The 22,892-nt window shown below is 35.7% G+C and carries 24 protein-coding genes and 2 other annotated features; of the genes, 22 read left to right on the top strand and 2 right to left on the bottom strand.

All coding sequences use genetic code 11. The features are described 5' to 3' along the window. Window positions 1–562 precede the first annotated feature (562 nt). The 6 genes from FG384_RS13290 to FG384_RS13320 all read left to right on the top strand — a co-directional run bounded on the left by FG384_RS13290 (window position 563) and on the right by FG384_RS13320 (window position 8,387). Window positions 563–1,324: a GTP cyclohydrolase II gene (locus FG384_RS13290; RefSeq protein WP_142643095.1), complete on the top strand. Its 762-nt coding sequence runs from the start codon at window positions 563–565 to the stop codon at window positions 1,322–1,324. Continuing rightward, entirely contained in the window at window positions 1,317–2,429 is a 1,113-nt protein-coding gene (gene ribD / locus FG384_RS13295) for a bifunctional diaminohydroxyphosphoribosylaminopyrimidine deaminase/5-amino-6-(5-phosphoribosylamino)uracil reductase RibD (protein WP_142643201.1), read from the top strand. The genes FG384_RS13290 and ribD overlap by 8 nt, the downstream gene beginning before the upstream one ends. 4 nt (window positions 2,430–2,433) lie before the next feature. Then, window positions 2,434–3,018: a 5' nucleotidase, NT5C type gene (locus FG384_RS13300; protein WP_240793432.1), complete on the top strand. Its 585-nt coding sequence runs from the start codon at window positions 2,434–2,436 to the stop codon at window positions 3,016–3,018. 64 nt (window positions 3,019–3,082) lie between these two features. Then, the gene (locus FG384_RS13305; protein ID WP_142643097.1) at window positions 3,083–3,703 is read left to right on the top strand and encodes a hypothetical protein; all 621 of its coding nucleotides are present in this window, start codon (window positions 3,083–3,085) and stop codon (window positions 3,701–3,703) included. A 276-nt stretch (window positions 3,704–3,979) separates the two neighbouring features. Beyond that, window positions 3,980–4,206, top strand: a binding site (T-box leader). Between the two features lie 44 nt (window positions 4,207–4,250). Continuing rightward, complete coding sequence (locus FG384_RS13315; RefSeq protein ID WP_142643099.1) at window positions 4,251–6,893, top strand: valine--tRNA ligase; 2,643 nt, start codon at window positions 4,251–4,253, stop codon at window positions 6,891–6,893. A gap of 328 nt (window positions 6,894–7,221) precedes the next feature. After that, window positions 7,222–8,387, top strand: a protein-coding gene (locus FG384_RS13320) for an IS3 family transposase (RefSeq protein ID WP_142643100.1) whose coding sequence is annotated in 2 segments (ribosomal slippage) — window positions 7,222–7,498 and window positions 7,498–8,387 — 1,167 coding nt in all. Because the reading frame shifts where the segments join, the coding sequence is not laid out codon by codon here. 339 nt (window positions 8,388–8,726) lie between these two features. Here the strand turns inward: FG384_RS13320 and FG384_RS13325 are convergent. After that, window positions 8,727–9,542, bottom strand: a complete 816-nt coding sequence (locus FG384_RS13325) for an ATP-grasp domain-containing protein (RefSeq protein WP_142643101.1) — start codon at window positions 9,540–9,542, stop codon at window positions 8,727–8,729. After that, a complete protein-coding gene (locus FG384_RS13330; RefSeq protein ID WP_142643102.1) occupies window positions 9,539–10,417 on the bottom strand; it encodes an ATP-grasp domain-containing protein in 879 nt (292 codons plus the stop codon). The genes FG384_RS13325 and FG384_RS13330 overlap by 4 nt, the downstream gene beginning before the upstream one ends. A gap of 87 nt (window positions 10,418–10,504) precedes the next feature. Between FG384_RS13330 and FG384_RS13335 the strand changes: the two genes are divergently transcribed. The 16 genes from FG384_RS13335 (at window position 10,505) to FG384_RS13410 (ending at window position 22,889) form a co-directional block, all read left to right on the top strand. After that, on the top strand, window positions 10,505–11,728 hold the full coding sequence (locus FG384_RS13335) for a bifunctional folylpolyglutamate synthase/dihydrofolate synthase (RefSeq protein ID WP_142643103.1): 1,224 nt from the start codon (window positions 10,505–10,507) through the stop codon (window positions 11,726–11,728). Window positions 11,729–11,827: 99 nt separating this feature from the next. Beyond that, window positions 11,828–13,531, top strand: a complete 1,704-nt coding sequence (locus FG384_RS13340; protein ID WP_142643104.1) for a sensor domain-containing diguanylate cyclase — start codon at window positions 11,828–11,830, stop codon at window positions 13,529–13,531. A gap of 81 nt (window positions 13,532–13,612) precedes the next feature. Continuing rightward, complete coding sequence (locus FG384_RS13345; RefSeq protein ID WP_142643105.1) at window positions 13,613–13,894, top strand: LysM peptidoglycan-binding domain-containing protein; 282 nt, start codon at window positions 13,613–13,615, stop codon at window positions 13,892–13,894. 23 nt (window positions 13,895–13,917) lie between these two features. Then, entirely contained in the window at window positions 13,918–14,673 is a 756-nt protein-coding gene (locus tag FG384_RS13350; RefSeq protein ID WP_142643106.1) for a prepilin peptidase, read from the top strand. A gap of 88 nt (window positions 14,674–14,761) precedes the next feature. Next, the gene (locus tag FG384_RS13355; RefSeq protein ID WP_142643107.1) at window positions 14,762–15,406 is read left to right on the top strand and encodes a hypothetical protein; all 645 of its coding nucleotides are present in this window, start codon (window positions 14,762–14,764) and stop codon (window positions 15,404–15,406) included. Window positions 15,407–15,499: 93 nt separating this feature from the next. After that, window positions 15,500–16,102, top strand: coding sequence for a Maf family protein (locus tag FG384_RS13360; protein ID WP_142643108.1), 603 nt, complete (start codon window positions 15,500–15,502; stop codon window positions 16,100–16,102). Further along, window positions 16,099–16,797 (top strand): RadC family protein, encoded by a 699-nt coding sequence (gene radC, locus FG384_RS13365; RefSeq protein WP_142643109.1) that lies wholly within the window; start codon window positions 16,099–16,101, stop codon window positions 16,795–16,797. The genes FG384_RS13360 and radC overlap by 4 nt, the downstream gene beginning before the upstream one ends. Before the next feature lie 95 nt (window positions 16,798–16,892). Beyond that, entirely contained in the window at window positions 16,893–17,912 is a 1,020-nt protein-coding gene (locus tag FG384_RS13370; protein ID WP_142643110.1) for a rod shape-determining protein, read from the top strand. A gap of 13 nt (window positions 17,913–17,925) precedes the next feature. Next, entirely contained in the window at window positions 17,926–18,828 is a 903-nt protein-coding gene (mreC, locus tag FG384_RS13375; protein ID WP_142643111.1) for a rod shape-determining protein MreC, read from the top strand. Beyond that, on the top strand, window positions 18,825–19,352 hold the full coding sequence (mreD, locus tag FG384_RS13380; protein ID WP_142643112.1) for a rod shape-determining protein MreD: 528 nt from the start codon (window positions 18,825–18,827) through the stop codon (window positions 19,350–19,352). The genes mreC and mreD overlap by 4 nt, the downstream gene beginning before the upstream one ends. Window positions 19,353–19,388: 36 nt before the next feature. Then, entirely contained in the window at window positions 19,389–20,060 is a 672-nt protein-coding gene (gene minC, locus FG384_RS13385) for a septum site-determining protein MinC (protein WP_142643113.1), read from the top strand. A 1-nt stretch (window position 20,061) separates the two neighbouring features. After that, entirely contained in the window at window positions 20,062–20,862 is an 801-nt protein-coding gene (gene minD, locus FG384_RS13390) for a septum site-determining protein MinD (RefSeq protein WP_142643114.1), read from the top strand. 105 nt (window positions 20,863–20,967) lie between these two features. Next, window positions 20,968–21,510, top strand: a complete 543-nt coding sequence (locus tag FG384_RS13395; protein ID WP_142643115.1) for a hypothetical protein — start codon at window positions 20,968–20,970, stop codon at window positions 21,508–21,510. A 25-nt stretch (window positions 21,511–21,535) separates the two neighbouring features. Then, on the top strand, window positions 21,536–22,099 hold the full coding sequence (locus FG384_RS13400) for a metalloprotease (protein WP_205961802.1): 564 nt from the start codon (window positions 21,536–21,538) through the stop codon (window positions 22,097–22,099). Between the two features lie 51 nt (window positions 22,100–22,150). Then, window positions 22,151–22,231: a sequence feature (ribosomal protein L21 leader region), on the top strand. Window positions 22,232–22,243: 12 nt separating this feature from the next. After that, complete coding sequence (rplU, locus tag FG384_RS13405) at window positions 22,244–22,552, top strand: 50S ribosomal protein L21 (RefSeq protein ID WP_142643117.1); 309 nt, start codon at window positions 22,244–22,246, stop codon at window positions 22,550–22,552. 1 nt (window position 22,553) lies between these two features. Continuing rightward, window positions 22,554–22,889, top strand: coding sequence for a ribosomal-processing cysteine protease Prp (locus tag FG384_RS13410; RefSeq protein ID WP_142643118.1), 336 nt, complete (start codon window positions 22,554–22,556; stop codon window positions 22,887–22,889). Window positions 22,890–22,892: the final 3 nt, after the last annotated feature.

Genomic DNA, 22,892 nt, shown 5'->3' on the forward strand with positions numbered 1-22,892 from the left:
GAGGCTAAATTCTTCGCCCGTGGAAAGCGAGCGGTAAGCTTCGGAAAACTACGGGGGAACTTCATTAAAAGTGAAACTATATGGACTTTTTCAGTGGCCTCCGGAAAGGGAGCCGTTTCAACGATTTCCTTATTAATTGGGCTATTGGACTATCCCCTCTAGCAAAGTCGAATTATAATGACTTTTTCAGTGCCCTCAAGCAGAGCGAAGGAGGAGGCTCGTCGCTCGCCCGCGGAAAGCGAATGCCAAAGCGCAAAATTCTCCTAGGACTATTTGATAGAAAATTTATTAGAATAACACTTTTTCAGTGCCCTTGAAGCGAGGAGGCTGAGGCAACGCCCGCGGAAAGCGTCCATCTGTAACGGAAATCAACAGTATTGTTTAACTGAGCTTTTTGAAAAAAGGCAAATATTTTTAAGAAGTATCTTATTTATTTTGCATTTAGTTCAACATATTTGACTTCTGTTGCTTACGAAAATATAATTACTTACGCAAAGTAATCTAAATGTAATAAAATAAAGAAAACAAAGATTTTGAAAGTAACGATAAAGGGGATTTCTAGATGAATGAATTAAAAGATGCTTCAGCGGAAGCCTTATCAATATTAAAAGAGAAGATTCAAATGATAAATACAAATGATGGTGCCATTTATTTAGTAGGACCAATCCGACTTCCTGTCAATTTATATGGGGAAACAGTTATTTTTCAGTGGTATTGTTGGCTAAATAGTAAGGAAGAACACGAAGATATTCAGCAAGTGATTGAAAGCCTATCGTCTGCAAATTTGGCAGAATACCAACAATCAAGTGTTCTCGTTTATGGTGATTTTGAAAATGAAGAGGACGCGCTTATTAGAATGCATTCCATTTGTCATACTGGTGATATTTTTGGTAGTAAACGATGTGATTGTGGATACCAATTGAAGCAATCGATGCAGATGATCGTGGATCATGGTACTGGGGCGTTATTTTACCTTGCTAACCATGAAGGACGAGGAATTGGATTATTTAGTAAAGCGATGGCTTATATACTTCAAGAAAATGGTTATGACACAGTAGATGCTAATGAAAAACTTGGTTTTGTTGACGATTCAAGAGACTATAGTGACGCGATTGAAGTGCTGAAAACGTTAAGAGCTAAACCAGTAACATTAATGACAAATAATCCGAAGAAATTGAAAGCATTAGAAGATGCTGGCTTGTTTGTTTCTGGTAGAACTCCATTATGGGGAGACGTTTCTGAATATAATGAAGGCTACTTACAAACGAAAATCAAACGTTCAGGACACATGGAAAATGAGAAAGGAACTTGTACAAATGACTAACCATGCATTTTATATGGAGCTAGCCCTAAAAAACGCTCAAGCGATGAAAGGTCAAACAGATCCTAACCCGCTAGTTGGTGCAGTAATTGTAAACAATAATCGTATTGTTGGGATTGGGGCGCATTTAAAAGCAGGGGAACCGCACGCAGAAATTCATGCAATTCAAATGGCTGGAGCCCAAGCAAAAGACAGTACGATCTATGTAACACTAGAACCTTGCTCTCATCACGGTAGAACTGGTCCATGTGCTGAAGCAATAGTAAAAGCTGGTATTAAGACTGTTGTAATTGCCACGCTTGATCCAAATCCGGTAGTCTCGGGAAGAGGTGTCCGCATTTTAGAAAACGCAGGAATAGAAGTGATTGTTGGAATAAAAGAAGAAGCATCAAGGAAAATGAATGAAGTATTTAACAAGTTCATTGCTGAAAATAAGCCATTCATTACGTTAAAAGCAGGGGCTACACTGGACGGAAAGATTGCTACTCACTCCTCTCATAGTAAATGGATTACATCGGAAGACGCGAGACTCGATGTTCACCATTTACGCAATGAAAACATGGCAATTCTTGTTGGAGTTAATACTGTAATAGAAGATGATCCTGAGTTAACAACTCGAATTCCTAACGGAAGAAATCCAATTCGAATTGTGCTAGATTCTACCTTAAGAATTCCACTGGATGCAAAACTAGTTACTGACAAGCTTGCGGATACTTGGATATTTACAAGTGCAAACTATAATGAGGAAAAGAAATATGCTCTAGAAAAATTAGGTATTACTATTTTCCATACAAGCGACCCTAGGCATGTAAATCCACATGAAGTAGTAGAGGTATTAGGTGAAAAACTAATTTCATCCTTATTAATCGAAGGTGGTGGAAATATAAATGCTGCTTTTTTAGAAAATAAATTAATTGACAAAGCAATTATTTATATAGCACCAAAATTAATCGGTGGAAAAGGTGCGCCAACATTCATGGAGGGCGCTGGAATAGATAAGATGAATGACGCTGTAGATCTAGTCGATACAGATATTATTAAAGTTGGGAAAGACTTTAAGTTTGTTGGATACCCAATCTATAAAAATGACGAAACAATTGAGGGATAAAGAAATGAAATTTGGATTTGATATTGATGATACACTGATTAACTTACGTGAACATGCTTTTCACATCTACAATAAAAAATTGAATCAAAATATTGCTCTAGAAGTCTTTCACGATTTAACACAAGTAGAAATACATGAACCGTTTGGAATGACAGCTGAAGAAGGATCTCTAATGTGGAATAATTCTTTAGAGGAAATATATTATACAGATTGTCCACCTTACCCAAATGCAGTAGAAATATTACAAGAGTTAAGTAACCAAGGGCATGAAATCTATTATATTACTGCTAGACCTTTAGAACATGCAGAGCGCACAAAAATGTGGATGAGAGAACAAGGCTTCCCAGTAAATGACGAAAACTTCTTTTGTGGTATGAAAGATCAACATAAAGTGAATATTATTCAAAAATTACACTTAGATTATTATTTTGATGATAAACCAGATGTGTTGAATACATTAGAAGACGAAAATGTAAAGATTTATGTGAAAAATCAATCCTATAATCAGAACTTAACGATTCCGAGACTGAAAGATTGGTTTGAAGTGAAGCGAATAATGGAAGAAATCAGTTCAAAAAATATAGTCTAATTATATCTTTGTTCTATTTTAAACGAATTTTTCATAAGTTGTCCTATATAAAGGAGGATGACAAATGGTAGTGAAAACTTGGGATGTGAAAGAGCAGTTTCTTTTTCCAGAAAGCTTTGGTATACCTAAAGAAATAAAAACGGTGGAAGTTACGCCGCAATTTGAACAAAATGAAACTGAAGATTCGATTAATATTATTGGAATCTATCATATCACCTGTCATGTTGAATTCGAAGAAGGAGAACATGCACATCATGCAACGAGTGAATTTACACAAATTGAGGATTTAGATGTACAAGGAGAAGTAGGCTATTTTGAATATGCTGTACCAATGAGTATAGAAATTTCAAAAGAAAAAGTTCAAACAGGATGTTCTCCAACTTTGAATGTTCAACATGTTAATTCAAAAACAACAGAGCATGCATCTATTGAAATTGCTTGGTCTGTTCAATGTGAATATGAAACAGCAAAGGAATCTCCGGTAAAAGCTTCAAAAGAAAAGGTAGAAGTAGAGAAAGAATCTACACAAGAAGCTATAAAAGAAGCTACAAAAGAAGCGAATTATGCAGAGAGCACAAATATGGAACAATCGGAACTTCAATTCATTTTCGACTTAGATGATGGGATGTCTAAACTAACAGTCCCATCAAATTATGTCTTTGTAAAACAAGAAGCAGAGGAATAACAAAAAGACTAGAAGAAAAAAATCCCATGTAGTTGGAACAATTATTACTCGAATTAGCTGGAATCCACAAATAGGAATAATGATTCCTTTGCAATAAAAACGTGTTTTTCGCAGCCAATCAGGCAATAAATAAGGGTTATATCCTTTTTTCATTGTAAATTCTCCTTTCACGAGAGTCGACTTGACGACATAATATAAGATTAGGTACAATATGAACTAACAATCAAATTCGTCTTGACGTATTTGATCCGGCGACTACTTGTCGAACAATAAAATATTGATGCAATGAATGGGAAGAGTAAAATGATCTGGTTATCAAAAGAAAGGAAACAATTTGCTGAAATGTTTCTGTTAATCAACATTTGAAGGTAGCCCACGAGCAGCACTTGTGAACTTATAGTAGCAATTGCCGGTTTGAAGCCGTTATCTAATTGAGAGCGTGATGTGCATTTTTGCATCTGCGAATAAAGGTGGTACCGCGAACAAACTCCTTCGTCCTTTAGTGACGACGGAGTTTTTTTATATTCTTTTTTAGGAGGAACAGAAAATGACAAATGAGACAACGATGCCAACTAAGTATGATCCGCAGTCGATTGAAAAAGGTCGCTATGAGTGGTGGCTCGAAGGGAAGTACTTCGAAGCACATCCAGAAAGTGAGAAAAAACCTTATACAATCGTAATTCCACCACCAAACGTAACTGGGAAATTGCATTTAGGCCACGCTTGGGATACTACTTTACAAGATATTATTATTCGTATGAAACGTATGCAAGGATATGACGCACTTTGGTTACCTGGTATGGACCATGCAGGTATCGCTACACAGGCGAAAGTAGAAGAAAAGCTGCGCTCAGAAAATATTTCCCGTTACGATTTAGGTCGTGAAAAATTTGTAGAGGAAACATGGAAATGGAAAACAGAGTATGCAGGTCATATTCGTGCACAATGGTCGAAACTTGGGTTAGGTCTAGACTATTCACGTGAACGTTTCACATTAGATGAAGGCTTATCAAATGCTGTAAAAGAAGTATTTGTAAAGCTCTACAATAAAGGATTAATTTACCGTGGTGAATATATTATCAATTGGGATCCTGCAACGAAAACTGCGCTCTCTGATATTGAAGTAATTCATAAAGATGTACAGGGTGCTTTCTATCATATGCATTACCCACTTGCAGATGGTACTGGTTCTATAGATGTTGCAACAACTCGACCAGAGACAATGTTAGGTGATACTGCAGTTGCAGTACACCCAGAAGATGATCGTTACAAACATTTAATCGGAAAAACAGTTAAGCTACCAATCGTTGGGCGTGAAATTCCAATTGTTGCAGATGACTACGTAGATATGGAATTCGGTAGTGGTGCAGTAAAAATAACACCAGCACATGACCCTAACGACTTTGAAATTGGAAATCGTCATAATTTAGAACGTATTTTAGTTATGAATGAAGACGGTACGATGAATAAGAACGCTGCAATTTATGATGGAATGGACCGCTTTGCTTGTCGTAAACAAATCGTAAAAGATTTACAAGAAGCAGGTGTTTTATTCAAAATTGAAGAGCATCTTCACTCTGTAGGGCATTCAGAGCGCAGTGGAGCAGTTGTAGAACCGTATTTATCAACGCAATGGTTTGTTAAAATGCAACCGCTAGCTGAAGAAGCAATCAAATTACAACAATCAGAAGAAAAAGTAAACTTTGTACCAGATCGCTTTGAGAAAACATACTTACGCTGGATGGAAAACCTTCATGATTGGTGTATTTCTCGACAATTATGGTGGGGGCATCGAATTCCTGCTTGGTATCATAAAGAAACGGGAGAAGTATATGTTGGACACGAAGCTCCAGCAGATGCTGAAAACTGGAAACAAGAAGATGATGTATTAGATACTTGGTTCTCTTCTGCACTTTGGCCGTTCTCGACATTAGGTTGGCCTAATACAGAAAACGAAGAGTTTAAAAAGTATTTTCCAACGAATACTCTTGTTACCGGTTATGATATTATATTCTTCTGGGTTTCACGTATGATTTTCCAAGGGATAGAATTTACGGGAACTCGTCCGTTTGATGATGTATTAATTCACGGACTTGTTCGAGCAGAAGATGGAAGTAAGATGTCTAAATCACTTGGAAATGGTATTGATCCTATGGAAGTAATCGATCAATACGGAGCGGATTCCCTTCGTTATTTCTTAAGTACTGGTTCGTCTCCAGGGCAAGATTTACGTTACTCTACCGAAAAAGTAGAAGCAGTTTGGAACTTTGCAAATAAAATTTGGAACGCTTCTCGTTTTGCATTAATGAATATGGACGGCATGAAATTTGAAGAGATCAATTTAGATGGTAAAAAATCAGTGGCGGATGCATGGATTTTAACTCGTCTAAACGAAACAATCGAACAAGTAACGAGACTTTCTGAGAAGTATGAGTTTGGTGAAGTTGGTCGTGCTCTTTATAACTTCATTTGGGATGATTTCTGTGACTGGTATATTGAAATGTCGAAACTACCGCTTAACGGTGAAGATGAAGAAGCAAAGAAAATGACTCGCTCTGTATTAGCATATGTTCTTGACAATACAATGAGACTATTACACCCATTTATGCCTTTCATCACAGAAGAAATTTGGCAAAACCTTCCTCACGAAGGAGAGTCAATTACTGTAGCTGCTTGGCCAACCGTGAACGAAGCACTTTCGAATAAAGATGAAGCAGCTAGCATGAAACTACTTGCAGAAATTATCCGTTCTGTACGTAATATCCGTGCAGAAGTACAAACGCCAATGAGTAAAAAAGTGCCATTATACATTTCAGCAAAAGATACGGAAACTTTGGCAGTGTTAGAAGCAAATGCAAAATATTTAGAGCGTTTCTGTAATCCAGAACCACTTGTAATCGGTCAAGATATTGAAGCACCAGGTCAATCTATGTCAGCAGTTGTAACAGGAGCAGTTTTATATCTTCCACTACAAGGATTAATCGATATTGATGCAGAGAAAGCTCGTTTAGAAAAAGAATTAGAAAAATGGGCAAAAGAAGTGAAGCTAGTTCAAGGGAAACTATCGAATGAACGATTCGTATCCAAAGCTCCAGAAGCAGTTGTTGCTGAAGAACGTGCAAAAGAACAAGAATATTTAGAAAAGCATGCAACTGTTTTAAATCGTTTAGAAGAATTGAAAAATATGTAAAAAGACTGCTCCGAAGTTAAGATGAGGCACTGAAAAAGTCACTATAAATCGACGTTGTAAGATAAGGTTGTCCAAAGTCCAAGAAATAAGAAAATCGTTGAAATGGCTCCCTTTCCGTGGGCGTTGCCTCAGCCTCCTCGCGCAGCACGGGGGTCTTCGGCTAACGCTATTCCCGCAAGAGTGTCGCCTTTTTCAGTGGTTTTCTAGAAATAAAAAAAGTAGAGTGTGGATTTTTGGATTCCTGGACTAACCTAAATTATTGAGACAATATAAAACACCTTCGAAGTGGTACACTTGTAAAAAGTACTTGCATCGGAGGTGTTTTTGCATGGGCAAAAACGTATATTCAAGAGAAGTTAAATGGGCGGTTGTCAAAGATAAACTAAGTGGGCAATTGACAATAAAAGAGATCATGGAGAAACACGGAATCAAAAACAAATCACAGATCGAAACCTGGATGAAATGGTATCATGCAAATGAAACTTATCGATTTGATCAGCCGATTGGTAAACAATATACCTTCGGTCATGGTCCCGAATTCTCTAGCGAAAATGACAAGCGAGAGCGTCAAATGTCTCATTTGAAAATGGAGAATGAGATTCTAAAAAAGTACATGGAAATCGAAAAGGAGTTGAAAAAGAAGTAGTTTTACAAACCGTAGGAAGATTGAAGGGCAAATATACCGTTACAGCCATTTTGAGTGCTTTAGGAGTACCACGGGCAAACTATTATAGATGGTGCGCTGAAGGCGTGGAGAAACTGCTTTCGGTTAAGGAAGAAGCCATCATCGAACTATGTAAAAGAACGAAGTATCGTAATGGTCATAGAAAAATTAAGGCACTATTAAAACAAGAATATCAAATACAATTGAATCGTAATACAGTTCAGGACATCATGCAAAAGCACAATTTACAGTGTCGTATAAAACCGAAACGGAAATGGAAGTCACAGGGTGAATCTGTCATTGTCGCCCCTGATCTTCTTAAGCGTGACTTCTTCGCAAGCGAACCGAACCAAAAGTGGGTCACGGATATCACCTATATTCAATACGGGAGTACAATAAAATATCTATCAACCATCATGGATTTATTCAATAATGAAATTATCGCTTATAAGTTGTACGACCATCAACAGACGCCACTGGTTATCGATACTTTAAAGTTAGCATTGGCTGCCCGCAACAATCCTGAGGGGGTTATTGTACATTCGGATCAAGGAAGTGTCTATACATCATACGCTTTCCAAAACTATGTGAAGGAGCACCATCTTGTCAGTAGTATGTCTCGTCGTGGGAACTGTTGGGATAATGCGGTAATCGAATCTTTTCACTCGAACTTGAAGTCCGAGGAGTTTCAATTCACTAAATTCAATACACTAAGCAATCAAGAGGTTGGTGAGCGGGTAATAACCTATTTGAATTATTATAATGAAGAGCGTATCCAAGAAAAATTAGGCTACCTGACACCCATAAAATATGGTGCCATGGCAGCCTAATAAAGGTGTTTTATATATGTCTCATATCGCTATGGCAGTCTATCCCTCTACTTTTTTTAGTTTTTGAGACAACATTTTGCTGACTTTGCCAGAGAGGTTTGTCTAATAGCCCGATTCATAAGAAAATCGTTGAAATGGCTCCCTTTCCGCGGGCGTTGCCTCAGCCTCCTCGCGCAGCACGGGGGTCTTCGGCTAACGCTATTCCCGCAGGAGTGTCGCCTTTTTCAACGATTTTCTATAAATAAAGTAGAGTGTGGATTTTTGGATCCCCTCTACTTTTTATTGTTTTTGAGACAATCCCATCGCTCTTTTGAAACGATAGTTTTTCAGTGCCCTTAGTTATAATTCGGAGCAGTCTTTTTGTGATAGTTTTTGATGTATATATTCCATTATTGGAATAGCTATGTCTTTTTTAGTTGTTTGAAAATAGGATCTTGCTCCTACTGGGTCTTCAATTTCATTGAATAACCAACTTCCATCAGGAAGTAAAAGAAAGTCGATGCCAATATAATCACTTTTTAGTGCGTTAGCAATTTTTTCTACTTCGGCAAGTTGTTGATTATTTAATATATACTCTTCTACTGTTCCACCTAATGTAAAATTTGACTTAAAGCTATTTTTCGCACCAATTCTTTTGACGGCGCCGATGACGGATGTTCCTAACATAAAAACTCGAACATCTGTAGCATTTGTTTCGATATAAGGTTGGGCAATTATCATTTTAGAAGAATGGTTTTCTAGAAAAATTTCTACATTATCATTCGTATGTAGTAATTCTACTTGGGTACCCCCATGACCATCGACTGTTTTTAAGATAACTGGATATTTATTAATATCTAAAGCAGTTTTAATTATTTTAGTTGGAACAGTAGCAATGCCAAGAAGCTGAACAAGTTGAATTGCCTTCCACTTATCATTTGCAATAACATTCACTTCTGAACGATTAAACATAGGGACATTCCGTTGTTCCAATTGTTTTGAAAGCTTTGGATTTCTTGCTCTGAAAAAGATGAAATCAACCTCCGGAATAGATGCACATTGGTCATCTAAAACGGTAAGAGAATGTCCATTGTTTTCAGCAGCTTTTACCAATCGGTCTATAAAACTCTGATTTCTTTCTATTTCTTTAAATTCATAGATAAGGATGCCCTTCATATTACAACAGCACCAATTTTGGAAAGTATATAGTTGATCATTGCATCTCCCACATTGATACCGGTTACATTGTAAATATTACGGATATGTGCAACGCCATTTACTTCACAAACAAGTGGTTCTTCATTTTCTCCAAATAGTAAGTCGACTCCTGCAAACTCTGCATTCAATGCCCCCGCAGCTTGGATAGCAACTTCCTTTTGTCTTTCCGTTAAGATAATTTGTGATGCAGTCCCACCATTTGTAATATTTGCGCGGAAATCTGTCTGTGATTGGCGATGCATACATGCAACAACTTGTCCACCGACCACATTGACGCGAATGTCGCGACCACGGCTTGAAGCAACAAATGCTTGAAATACATATTCAATTCCTTTTAGTTCTTCTACTTTTTCAAAAAATTGCTCTCTAGTTTCTATTAAATATACTTTCATTCCAAAGGAACCATGTGCTTCTTTAATAATCATAGGAAGTCCAATTGTTTCTAATACTTGTTCATAATAGCCGGTATGTTGAATCGAAAATTCTGGATACACTTTTGGTGCAATAATTGTTAGAGGCATTGGAACCTGTGCTTTTGCTAATGCCATATATTGGCGAGCTTTATTGTCACAAATTTCAATAACGTCAGGGTCATTAAAAACAGGTATTCCTTCATTTTTTAAATACTTGGCAAGTAATATGTCTTTGTCAAGAAAGACAACAAAATCAGGTTTTGTTGTTAAACTTTGTTGAACGTTCATTAAGAGCTCATAATTTTTCACTAAAGTTGCTTGAATTCCTTGCTTTTCAGCTGCTTCTTGAAGGAGGAGCGCTTGATCAATAAATTTATCATGTGTAAGACTACCATTGTATACGATCCAACATGTTTGCATAATGAATGACCTCCGCTAATGCGTGTTATAATAGTGTTCATATGAAGTTTAGCACGAAATTTAATAAGACGGAATAGGGTGAAGTATGTGGAAATAACTAATTTTTATAGATATAAAAAAAAGTGGAATATTGAAAGTGAAAATACGATAAAACCGGGATTAGAATCGATCCAAAAAGCAATGATAAAACTCGGTAATCCTCAAAACAGACATCGAGTGATTCACGTAGCTGGAACAAACGGTAAAGGCTCTACGATTGCATTTTTAAGTGCTCTTGCAAAAGAACATGGACTAACTTATGGATCATTTACATCTCCATGTATTATCGATGTACATGATCAAATCCAAATAAACGGACAAAATGTAACAGTAGAACAAATGGATAGAGCTTTTCAAAAAATGCAATTGGCTGAACTAAGTGGAAAGCTAACTAATTTTGAATTATTGACAGTAACTGCTTTTTTAGTTTTTGAGCTAGAAGATTTAGATGTTGTGTTTATAGAGGCAGGTATGGGGGGAAGATTCGATAGTACAAATATAATGGAAAACGCTATTGCTGTCATTCCAAGTATTTCGATTGATCATACAAACTTTTTAGGAGATACAATAGAAAAAATTAGTTGGCATAAGGCAGGGATTTTAAAAGAGAGTGGCAAATTAGTTATAGGTAAGTTATTAGAGGGAGCAAGAAATGTGATTTTTCAAGAGGCAAATGAAAAAAATACAACGGTCATTGAATATACAAAAGATTTTAAAATGAATAACCATAACTATACATATAAGAATATTCAAATTGCCAACCTTTATCCTCAAATGATAGGAACCCATCAGTTATCGAATATGGCATTAGCTCTCACTGCATTTATTGAATGTGGATTTATATTAGAAGAAAGTAGTGTCCGAGCAGCGGTGCAGCGTGCCTCTTTACGAGGTAGAATGGAAAAGGTATGGGATAATGTTTATTTCGATGGAGCACATAACGAAGCAAGTATAGATGCTCTAGTTGAAACAATGCGAATTTATTTTCAAGATAAACAAATACACTTTATTGTTGGGGTATTAAAAGATAAAGATTATTTATATATGTTAAGAAAGTTAGAGGATGTTGGTTCGTCTTTTGAATTTGTTGACTTCCAACATGAAAGAGCATTATCCGCTTCTGAATTATTAAAACACTGCTCAGCTAGTCAAAAACACATTACTAAAGATATGGAAAAAATCCATTTTAAGAAAAATGATGATTCTAATATTACAATTGTCACAGGATCATTATATTTCCTTACAGAAGTAAGAAGAAAAACAGGTAAATAGTATTTGAAATTTTCTATAATTTCTGTGATATAATAAATCTGATCATGAAATATGCTATTAGTAGTGGTTAATATATACTAAAAGGAGAATAATAGTCCTATGGATATTTCAGATAAAGCCAAGAAGAATATATACATCCTATGGATATTAACTGTGCCTTTTGGTATTTATTTGGTCTATCATTTTGCATCGAGTAGGCAGATTGAATGGGATACATTTATTTTCTTAATAGTCTTAGGGTTGCTTACTACCATATTTCCCTTTTTTATTTCTGGAACTACGATGTTTCTTGTGCAGTGGGTTACACTCGCAGTCTATTTAAATTATGGAATACTTGCAGAATTACTCGTTATGCAATTGTGTTTAATACCAATTGCTTACCATATGAAAACGAACAAAGAAAATGCTTATCGAATTGTTTATAGTTCCTTTATGTTTTTTCTTATTTCAGTAGCTTGTGGTTCAATTGCTCACTTTTTTGGATACAATTTAGGTACATTAGTAGTGAAAGAGGTATTAATATTCGGTTCTATTTACTCTATAATTTATATCCTTTTAAATCACGTACTATTATTTATCCGTGAGTCCGTTACTGGGAAAAATCCTAGGTTTTTTACAAAAGATTTTTTCTGGGATCTAGCTGGGTTAATAATGACGTTACCTTTTGGACTTAGTTTATACTTACTTGAAAATTATATAGGTACTAGTGCTTTTTGGTTACTTGGAATTCCTTTTATTATGATTACTTTATTAGTAAGACTATATAGTGACTCAGAAAAAGTAAATGCTGATCTCAACAAAGCAAGTGAGTTCGGCCATGAAATGGCAGAACGAATGACTGGTAAAGAAATCATTGATATGTTTATTGGTCGAATTGCGAATATGTTTCCAATGGATTCGGCTTACATTGTGGACTATTTTAAGGGACAATTTTTGATTCTACGTGCAATTGAAGATGGTGAGAACAAAGAACTCCACTTTTCTCATGAAGATATAAAAGATAGTCTTGCAGGTATTGGATATGAAAAAGGAGTTCCAATATTATATAATAAGCAATCTGAATGGCTCCATATTAAACCACCTTTTCTTACATCTGATATGCAAAGTGTTATGTGTGTGCCAATATACCGAAATCAGAAGATAGAAGGCGTGCTAGTTCTGGCTTCTAGAAATAAGCATGCATTTGAAGCATATCAATTAAAAATTATTCATTTGCTTTGTTCATATTTTGCTGTTTCTGTAGAAAAAGCTAAGTATGTAAGTAATGCCGTTGCTAAAAGTGAACGGTGTGAATTAACGAAAATTTATAATTATCGTTATTTGGACAAGCAATTGCGAAATGATATGGATAGATTGGCATTAGGGCAATATAATTCGTTGTCACTTATCATGATGGATATCGATAAATTTAAAGTTGTTAATGATTCGTATGGTCATCATAGTGGTAATATTATTCTGCAAGATTTTGCAAAAATTATTAGTGAAGAAATCGGACTGAATGGGACTGTAGCAAGGTATGGAGGAGAAGAGTTCGTTATTTTACTACCTAATTATTCGAAAATAGAAGCGAAGAATCTTGCGGAACAACTTAGAAGAAAAATCGAAAACACACCATTTATTGTTCAATTGGATTTAGATGAAGTTGCAAGTGAAGAAATTATATTCATTACTACGAGTATTGGAGTCTCTACATCACCGGATGACAGTGATGAAGGAATGTCACTATTGCGCAATGCAGATCGTGCACTTTACATTGGTGCGAAGCAAGCAGGAAGAAATAAAGTAGCAGAATACGTGAAGTAGATTAATAGTGAATTAATACCAATTAGATTATATTCTAATTGGTATTTTAATACGACCTCGTAATTCCTGTTTCAAACTTAAGTGATGGTAGAAAAAGTAGAGGAAAAAACAACTGTTGTACCTGATATCAAGCCTACTCCATCTATTGAAGAGAACACAGGAGAGGAAACTGTTGGAGAAAAAGAACAACCTACCAAAACTGAAAAACCTTTAGTACGAAAATATGTCGTAAAAAATAGGGACACTCTTTTTTCCATTTCGATAAAGTTTTACGGCTCACGAAAAGGAGAAACGCTTATTAAAAATGCTAACAATAAAAGATCTGATATTGTCATTATTGGAGAAACACTTGTAATACCATAAAATTATGAAAATAAGAGGTTGCAATGATTACTGTCATCACTATATTTTTTTTCATTTATGGATTAATATTCGGTTCATTTTTCAATGTTGTAGGCTTACGTGTCCCCAAAGGGGAATCTATCGTTCGGCCGCCATCCCATTGCACCGTTTGTAATAGGAAATTGACTATACTAGATTTAATACCTGTTTTTTCCTATCTATTTTTGAAAGGACAATGTAGAGAATGTGGCGAGAAGATACATTGGGTGTATCCAGTAATGGAGCTTGCTACAGGTTTATTATTTGCAATTGCATTTCTTGAACTAGGCTTTTCTAAAGAACTGATTGTCGCTATATTATTTTTATCGATGCTTGTGATCATTACTGTTTCAGATATAGCGTATATGCTTATTCCAAATAAAATTCTTCTCTTTTTTTTAATTCCTTTAATAGGGGCTAGAATCTTATCGCCTCTTACACCATGGTGGGATAGTATTTTAGGAGCAGTAATTGGTTTTGGTGTGTTATATTTGATTGCGATTATGTCGAAAGGCGGCATGGGTGGAGGAGATATTAAACTATTTTTTGTTATAGGTACTGTGTTAGGTGTGTCTTTAACGTTACTAACATTGTTTTTAGCTTCTCTGTTTGGAGCTGTCTTTGGCATAATAATATTAAAAAAATATAACAAAGGACGGAAAACTCCTATCCCATTTGGTCCATCGATTGCGATTGGATCGATTATTTCTTATTTTTACGGAGAAGCATTTGTCGACTGGTATGTGAATTTGTTTTTTTAACACGATAAATTTTTTGGACGAGCCGACATAGGTCTAGTCTTTTTTTACTTTTTACATGTTAAGGTGGTGGGTAAAAGGGGGGGGTATCATGCCAATTAGAAGGCGAAACCCGAGAAATAAAGTAATATTAGCGGGTATGCAAGGACTAGTTATTGGTGTTGTGGGAGTATTACTTTTCGGTTTTATATTAAACTATTCGAATGACAAGAAAGTGGAAGAACAAGTTTCTACACCAACAGAGGAAGAGAAAGTAGATAAAGATGATAAAGGTGAAAAAGTAGAGGTAACAGCTGATGCTGCTCTCCCTTTTAAAGCAAAGCAATATGGTTTGTTTACAACGAAAGAAAGTGCTGTTGCCTTTATGAGTGAACAGCCTAGCTTAGAAAAAGCGGGTATTGTAAGTGTGGATAATCAGTTTTATGTGTGGAGTCAGCTTTATGTTAATGATGTAGGCACAGTTGGGACTGAAGCACTTCCTACTTTTATTAAGCCAATGTTTGTATCCACGAAAAGCTGTGAAGATAAAAAATTGAAAAATTTGATGAATCTTTTACAGGAAGAAAAATTATCAAAAAATTATTTTGAATCTATTGCTAAAAAAGAAGAGTATCCAGACGATTTGATGAACATAGTTGCCGCGATAACAAGTTTTTCAGATGAATCTTCAGTTATTAGATTACATCTATTTACACATTATTTAGAACAAAATGAGTGCTTAAAATTGAGTTTTTAAGGCTTTTATTAAGCCAAAATACAATTATGCGGTTTTTATGACAATTTCCATTTTTACAATTCTTTTGTATTCTATTGTAAAGGGGGAATATACATGAAACTCATAGCGAACAAAAACATAATTTTAGCAACTGAATCACCAAGAAGAAAAGAATTATTTAGTATATTAGGGATTCCATTTGAAGTACAACCATCTGGAATCGTTGAAACATTAGATGGAGTTTATACTCCAGAAGAAATGGCGATAAAAATTGCGCATAATAAAGCAATCGTGATTGCAGAAAAAAATCCAGATGCAGTAGTAATTGGTGCAGATACAACTGTGAGAATCAATGAAGAGTTACTAACTAAACCATCAGATAAACTTCAAGCAAAAGAATTTATGAAAAAATTATCTGGTAACACACATCAAGTAATTACTGGTGTTTCTATTTTAGGTGCTAATGTAAGCATAGCATTTGCGGAATCTACGCTAGTAAAGTTTTATGACCTTACAGATGAGCAAATTGATGCTTATGTCCAATCAGGAGATCCATTAGATAAAGCAGGTGGATATGGAATTCAAACGATGGGGGGACTCTTCGTTGAAAAGATTCAAGGAGATTACAATAATGTAGTAGGTTTGCCTATTAGTCGTTTATTTCAAACTTTGTTGAAGCTTGAGTTAATAGAATTCGACAAGGAGTTAACTAAATGACCTTAAATTCACCTCCCTCCTTAATGATTCGCGATGTCCATACTGCAGACCGTCCTCGGGAAAGATTGATCAGACAAGGTGCTGAAAGTTTATCTAATCAGGAACTAATAGCCATCTTGCTTCGTACAGGAACGAAGCAAGAGTCTGTTCTTCATCTAGCAAATCGTGTACTCCATTTTTTTGAACATATTCAAGAACTAAAAAATGCAACATTAGAAGAAATTATGTCGGTGAAAGGTATAGGAGAAGCAAAAGCAGTTCAACTTCTGGCTGCAGTCGAGTTAGGAAGAAGAGTATCCCAGCAAAATACAGAAGAAAAATTCACGATTCGTTCACCAAAGGATGCAGCTAGCTACTTAATGCCAGACATGACCTCATTGAAACAAGAACATTTCGTTGTTCTTTTTTTGAACGTTAAGAACCAAATACTCCATAAACAAACTATCTTCATTGGTTCGCTTAATGCATCCATAGTCCATCCTCGAGAAATATTCCGAGAAGCTGTGAAACGTTCAGCAGCTTCTATTATTTGTGCCCATAATCATCCATCCGGTAACCCAACACCTTCCTCCGAAGACATAGATGTAACGAAAAGATTATTAGAAGCAGGACACTTAATGGGGATCGAAATTCTTGATCATGTCATCATTGGAGATCATCAATTTATTAGTTTAAAAGAAAAGGGGTACATGTGACACTGTGCATTTTGCTTTCTATCCGTTATAATGAGAGTTATGACTTTAAAACAACTAAGTGAAACTTGCGTAAGATAGAAAGGGAGTAAAAAATAGTGTTTGGATTTGGATCAAGAGATGTAGGAATCGATTTAGGAACAGCGAATACACTTGTTTTTATTAAAGGGAAGGGAATTGTACTAAGAGAACCTTCCGTTGTAGCAAAAAATGTACAAAACGGATCCATTGTTGCTGTAGGTAACGATGCGAAAAATATGATTGGACGTACACCTGGTTCTATAGTAGCAATTCGTCCGATGAAAGATGGAGTTATTGCGGATTTTGATACGACATCCGCTATGATTGAATATTATTTAAAAAACGCTATGAAAGCTGCTGGGATGTCATGGAGTAAACCAAATGTAATGATTTGTGTACCATTTGGTATTACATCAGTAGAACAGCGTGCTGTTATCGATGCAGCAAAACAAGCTGGAGCTCGTGATGCAGTAACAATTGAAGAGCCATTTGCGGCTGCAATAGGTGCTAATTTGCCTGTATGGGAACCTACTGGAAGTATGGTCGTTGATATAGGTGGTGGAACAACAGAAGTGGCTGTTATCTCGCTTGGTGGTATTGTAACAAGTGAGTCTGTTCGAGTAGGTGGCGATGCCATGGATCAAGCAATTACTAGCTATGTTCGTAAAACTTATAATTTGACTATTGGTGAGCGTACTGCTGAATCCATTAAAATGGAAATTGGGTCAGCGAGAGTATTGGATGCGGAAGATTCGATGGACATCCGTGGGCGTGATTTAGTTACGGGATTACCAAAAACAATAGAGATTTCTTCAAAAGAAATTGCAAATGCTCTCCGTGAGTCTATTTCTGCCATTATTGATGGCGTGAAAAAAACTTTAGAACAAACTCCTCCAGAATTATCGGCTGATGTAATGGAGCGTGGTATTATGCTTACAGGTGGAGGAGCACTACTGAAAAATTTAGACAAAGTCATAAGCCATCAAACAAATATGCCAGTATTCATTGCAGAGAATCCGTTAGATAGTGTAGCTTTTGGTACTGGGAAAGCTTTAGATCATATGAATTTATTAAAACGTCAACAAACTAGACATTAAGGGGAAGTGAGTTATGCCACAATTTTTTTCGAATAAGCGATTAATATTGCTGCTTGTAGGGATTATATTTCTTGTGGCACTCATCAGCTTTTCTTTGCGAGATCGAAATCATGCATCTGTTCCTGAGCAACTTATTAAAGATGTGGTCGGTTTTGGACAATCGTTTTTTTCCAAACCGACTCAGTATGTAACTGGTGTTTTTAATAATGTTGAATCTTTACTAAATACATATGATGAAAATAAACGATTGAAAGCAAGATTAGAGGATTATGCTTCCTTACAAGCAAATGTAAATGACTTGGAAATAGAGAACAAAGAGTTAAGAAAAATAGTAGATAAAGAAGAAAACCTTCGGGCCTTCAATCCGATCCAATCAACTGTAATTGCACGGAATCCTGATCAATGGGAAGAAAAAATCATTATTGATAAAGGCGAAATACATGGTGTAGAAGTAAATATGGCAGTGATGACTTCACAAGGTTTAATAGGAAAAGTCATTTTAACAACACCGTATACTTCTACAGTAGAGCTTTTGTCTACACAAAATCCTAATTACCGAGTATCAGCAGTAATTGCAGATAAAGAGGAAGTGTTTGGATTAATAGAAGGTTATGATGAACAGCGAAAAGAATTAATTTTAAAAAGAATTGATTCTGACTTCGAAGTGAAAAAAGGGCAAAAAGTTACCACATCCGGCTTAGGTGGAATATTTCCAAAAGGTATTTTAATAGGTGAAGTTTCCGAAGTGACTACGGATGATCATGGGTTGACAAAGCTTGCATATGTGAAACCAGCAGCTAGCTTCTCCATTTTAGACCACGTAATTATTTCGAAACGATCAATATCACCGATAGATGGTACGGATGGTAATAATACGGAGAGCGATTTAACAGAAGGTGCAGGGGACGGTTCATGATTCGTTTTCTAGTAATTATTATTTCGGTTCTATTATTTTATATGGAACCGATTTTTGGACTTTTTTCGCCAATCGAACTGCAAGGGGATTTCTATGTTTTAGTCCCTCGTTTTTTAATCATGTATTTAATATTCGTTTCCATATACTATGATCGAAAACGTGCAATGCTATATGGATTGATATTTGGACTCTTGTATGATGTGTTTTTCATTGATATTATTGGATTATATTCTTTTATTTATCCGCTAATGTGTTTAGTGGCGAGTTTAATCGCTAAATATATACATCAACATTTGCTAGTAGCTACGATATTAACACTTGTTTTAGTAGCTTTAGTAGAGTTATTATTGTTTTTATTTTATACTTTTATTGGTATAAAAAGCATGACATATACAGAATTTTTTCAGTTTAATCTCATTCCAACGATGATAGCAAATTTAGTGTTTATTTTGATGTTCGGATGGGGATTTAAATATATTCTTCTAAATCGGTTTAAACAAAAAGCATTACTGCTTCAAAAATAGTGCTTTCGTTTAAACAGTGGACCTGAGGTGACTTGATTGACGAAAAAGCAGTTAATATCTATAAAAGGAACGAAAGAGGGCCTTGTATTACGCCTAGACGATCAGTGTTCATATGCAGAGCTTTTAGAAGAGTTAACAAAAAAGGTTTCTGACGAAGGTTTTGAAGGTCAAGCAGAAGTACTTTTACATCTAGGATATCGTTATTGTAACGATGAACAAGCAAAAGAAATTATTAACTGTGTACAACAAACAGAGCATCTTCGTGTAACGAAGATTCAGAGTGAAGTAATGACTGTGGAAGAATGTAATAAGAGATTACTAGAAAACCAGTCTGAAACGTATGTAGGTATTATTCGATCGGGACAAGTTGTAACTGCAGTTGGTGACCTAGTAGTTATCGGAGATGTTAATCCGAATGGTCGAGTGGTTGCAGGAGGGAATGTGTTTGTGCTAGGTCGCTTAAAAGGGATAGCACATGCTGGAGCGAATGGCAAAAGAGATGCAGTAATTGCAGCTTCGTGGTTAGAAGCAACTCACCTTATTATTGATAATGTTGTAGAAACAATGACAGATGAGTTAAGTGTTCTATCAGAGCATCCAGAAATGGAATGTGCCTACTTACATACAAATGGATTTATCGCAATTGATCGTTTGCAAGAACTTCGATTAATACGCCCGAATCTATCAACATTTAAAGGAGGAAGCTAATGTGGGAGAAGCAATCGTAATAACTTCAGGGAAAGGTGGGGTCGGTAAAACGACTACAACTGCAAACCTTGGAACTGCATTGGCTCTTCAAGGGAAGAAAGTTTGTTTATTGGATACAGATATTGGTTTAAGAAATTTAGACGTCGTTCTTGGTCTTGAAAATAGAATTATTTATGATTTAGTAGATGTAATAGAGGGTCGTTGTAAAATTCATCAAGCGCTAGTGAAAGATAAGCGTTTTGAAGATAAATTATACTTATTACCTGCTGCTCAAACAACAGATAAAAATGCTGTAAATCCAGAGCAAATGAAAGAATTGGTTTCAGAATTGAAACGTGATTATGATTATGTATTAATTGATTGTCCTGCTGGTATTGAGCAAGGATACAAAAATGCAATAGCTGGTGCTGACAAAGCAATTGTTGTGACAACTCCAGAAATTTCTGCAGTTCGTGATGCTGATAGAATTATTGGCTTATTGGAGCAAGAGGAGTCCATTGCGCCTCCGAAACTTATTATTAATCGTATTCGCCAACATCTAATGAATAAAGGGGAAGCGCTTGATATAAATGAAATAACGACGCATTTGTCGATCGATTTATTAGGAATTATTGCAGACGATGAAAACGTCATTACTTCTTCTAATAAAGGAGAGCCTGTCGTTATGGATCCGTCCAACAGAGCAGCTCTTGGTTACCGCAATATTGCTCGCCGTATTTTAGGAGAGTCCGTACCACTCATGTCTATGGACAATCCGAAAAAGGGTGTTATGTCTAAAATTAAGTCCTTATTTGCAAAGTAGTTAGTAAAAGTGTAAAAACCGACTCCAAGAAGTTTAGGAGTCGGTTTATTTTTTTCTTCATGAAATTGTCCATGCTGTCATACATTCCTAATAGGGGGAATGTTTATGCTGTCAAAAAAGAAATGGTTTCTTGCATTTGCATTTGTATTGTTATTTTATATGTTAGATAGATTAGAAAATAATGATGTCTTATCTACTAATTATGCTGAATCACTCCTTGCGCCACAAAAGCCATCAGAAGTTTATCAAAAAGTGGTAGCATGGGTGAATAATTCAGATGAATTAATCAATGTTAGTGCACCAATCACACCACCTTTACTCGAGTATAAATCGATTCAGCCTTTTGCTGATGGAGCTTTATTGTCCATTGATGAGTCACAAAATCTACATGCTTCCGATAATGGTCTCATCATTTTTACTGGGTATACGAGACAAACGGGGAAAACCCTCTCTATTCTCTATGATTCTGGGGAGACAGCTACTTATGGATTTGTAGAAGATTTCCAGCAATTGCCTTATACGACGATAAATACTGGGGACATTTTTGCATCTGTTAAAAATGATTTACTCTATATTAAAGTGGAAAAAGACGGAGAAAATTTAGAGACGGAAGAACTTGTTGAATGGCTAACAGCTCTACATGAATAAAAAGATTTTCAAAGTACATCCCATTATGATACCTTTTTTTCTTTTCTTTTATTTATCCGGAGAAATTGCCATTTACTCCATCGTATTTGGATCCTTACTTTTCCATGAACTTGGACATTTAACTGCCGCAAAGCTTGTTGGTGTAAAAGTGAATTCATGTACAATCTTGCCATACGGTGGAGAAATTAAAATGGAGCAGTTTTCGAGGAAAAATAAAATGCATCAGCTTTTTGTTATATTAGCTGGACCATTATTTACATTATTATTGTTAGGAATAAGTAGATTATTTGATTTTCCGCAAAATGAAATTATACTTCTTACTCAACTAATAATTTTATCTCTTAATCTACTACCTATTTATCCACTAGACGGAGGACGAGCTTTGTTCGTTTTTATCCCAGATAAATATGTAGAATTGGTTGGTTTTTCTTTATGTTGTAGTGTAATTGTTTTTTGTTCAAGTTTATATTATTTTCCGAAGGCACTATCCATCACGATTATATTTTTATATTTATCGATACAAAACTATTCTTATTGGAGATTTCGGAAGTACAAGCTTGCTTTCGACTATATTACGAAAAACTCTTGACGCGACTCTGTGGATATGATAATATTCAAATGTTATTGTTTGTAGCAGCACCCGTTGCTACAACCGCTCTGAAAAGGTTATAAGCATTCGAGTAATCGGATCACCTTTTGGAAGGCGAGTCTTAGTCTAAGAGGAGGTGCAAGTATGTACGCAATTATTGAAACTGGTGGAAAACAAATCAAAGTTGAACAAGGGCAAGAAATCTACATTGAAAAATTAGATGTAAACGCTGATGAAGTTGTAACTTTTGACAAAGTTTTATTCGTAGGTGGAGATGATGTTAAAGTTGGTGCTCCATTCGTGGAAGGTGCTAAAGTTACAGCGAAAGTTGTAAAAAATGGCAAAGCTAAAAAAATCATCGTTTTCAAATACAAAGCGAAAAAGAACTACCGTAAAAAACAAGGTCACCGTCAACCATACACAAAATTAGTAGTAGAATCTATTAGTTTATAAGATGATTAAAGTGACTGTAACGAGAGATCAATCAGGTCTTATTCATTCTTTTGAAATGAAAGGACATGCTAATTTTGCGGAACATGGGAAAGATTTAGTTTGTGCAGGTGCTTCCGCTGTATCATTTGGTGCAGTCAATGCAGTTATTGCACTTACGGAAATCACTCCTATAATCGAGCAAAAAGGCAACGGAGGCTATTTATACGTTGAAGTGCCAAGCATTTCAGATTCTGAAAAAGCTGCTAATATACAGTTAATTTTAGAAGCGATGATTGTATCTTTACAAACGATTGAGCAAGATTATGGAATGTATATACAAATAACCTTCAAAAAGTAGGAG

It is taken from the genome of Psychrobacillus vulpis (assembly GCF_006861825.1).
Classification (GTDB): Bacteria; Bacillota; Bacilli; order Bacillales_A; family Planococcaceae; genus Psychrobacillus; species Psychrobacillus vulpis.

What these genes read in the sequence shown, in the direction of transcription:
- rplU (WP_142643117.1), top strand. Translation starts at nt 22,244, where the DNA reads ATGTACGCAATTATTGAAACTGGTGGAAAACAAATCAAAGTTGAACAA.
- radC (WP_142643109.1), top strand. Translation starts at nt 16,099, where the DNA reads ATGACCTTAAATTCACCTCCCTCCTTAATGATTCGCGATGTCCATACT.
- FG384_RS13355 (WP_142643107.1), top strand. Translation starts at nt 14,762, where the DNA reads ATGCCAATTAGAAGGCGAAACCCGAGAAATAAAGTAATATTAGCGGGT.
- FG384_RS13340 (WP_142643104.1), top strand. Translation starts at nt 11,828, where the DNA reads ATGGATATTTCAGATAAAGCCAAGAAGAATATATACATCCTATGGATA.
- mreC (WP_142643111.1), top strand. Translation starts at nt 17,926, where the DNA reads ATGCCACAATTTTTTTCGAATAAGCGATTAATATTGCTGCTTGTAGGG.
- FG384_RS13360 (WP_142643108.1), top strand. Translation starts at nt 15,500, where the DNA reads ATGAAACTCATAGCGAACAAAAACATAATTTTAGCAACTGAATCACCA.
- FG384_RS13395 (WP_142643115.1), top strand. Translation starts at nt 20,968, where the DNA reads ATGCTGTCAAAAAAGAAATGGTTTCTTGCATTTGCATTTGTATTGTTA.
- FG384_RS13315 (WP_142643099.1), top strand. Translation starts at nt 4,251, where the DNA reads ATGACAAATGAGACAACGATGCCAACTAAGTATGATCCGCAGTCGATT.
- FG384_RS13300 (WP_240793432.1), top strand. Translation starts at nt 2,434, where the DNA reads ATGAAATTTGGATTTGATATTGATGATACACTGATTAACTTACGTGAA.
- FG384_RS13305 (WP_142643097.1), top strand. Translation starts at nt 3,083, where the DNA reads ATGGTAGTGAAAACTTGGGATGTGAAAGAGCAGTTTCTTTTTCCAGAA.
- FG384_RS13325 (WP_142643101.1), bottom strand. Translation starts at nt 9,542, where the DNA reads ATGAAGGGCATCCTTATCTATGAATTTAAAGAAATAGAAAGAAATCAG.
- FG384_RS13350 (WP_142643106.1), top strand. Translation starts at nt 13,918, where the DNA reads ATGATTACTGTCATCACTATATTTTTTTTCATTTATGGATTAATATTC.
- ribD (WP_142643201.1), top strand. Translation starts at nt 1,317, where the DNA reads ATGACTAACCATGCATTTTATATGGAGCTAGCCCTAAAAAACGCTCAA.
- FG384_RS13410 (WP_142643118.1), top strand. Translation starts at nt 22,554, where the DNA reads ATGATTAAAGTGACTGTAACGAGAGATCAATCAGGTCTTATTCATTCT.
- mreD (WP_142643112.1), top strand. Translation starts at nt 18,825, where the DNA reads ATGATTCGTTTTCTAGTAATTATTATTTCGGTTCTATTATTTTATATG.
- FG384_RS13400 (WP_205961802.1), top strand. Translation starts at nt 21,536, where the DNA reads ATGATACCTTTTTTTCTTTTCTTTTATTTATCCGGAGAAATTGCCATT.
- FG384_RS13290 (WP_142643095.1), top strand. Translation starts at nt 563, where the DNA reads ATGAATGAATTAAAAGATGCTTCAGCGGAAGCCTTATCAATATTAAAA.
- FG384_RS13330 (WP_142643102.1), bottom strand. Translation starts at nt 10,417, where the DNA reads ATGCAAACATGTTGGATCGTATACAATGGTAGTCTTACACATGATAAA.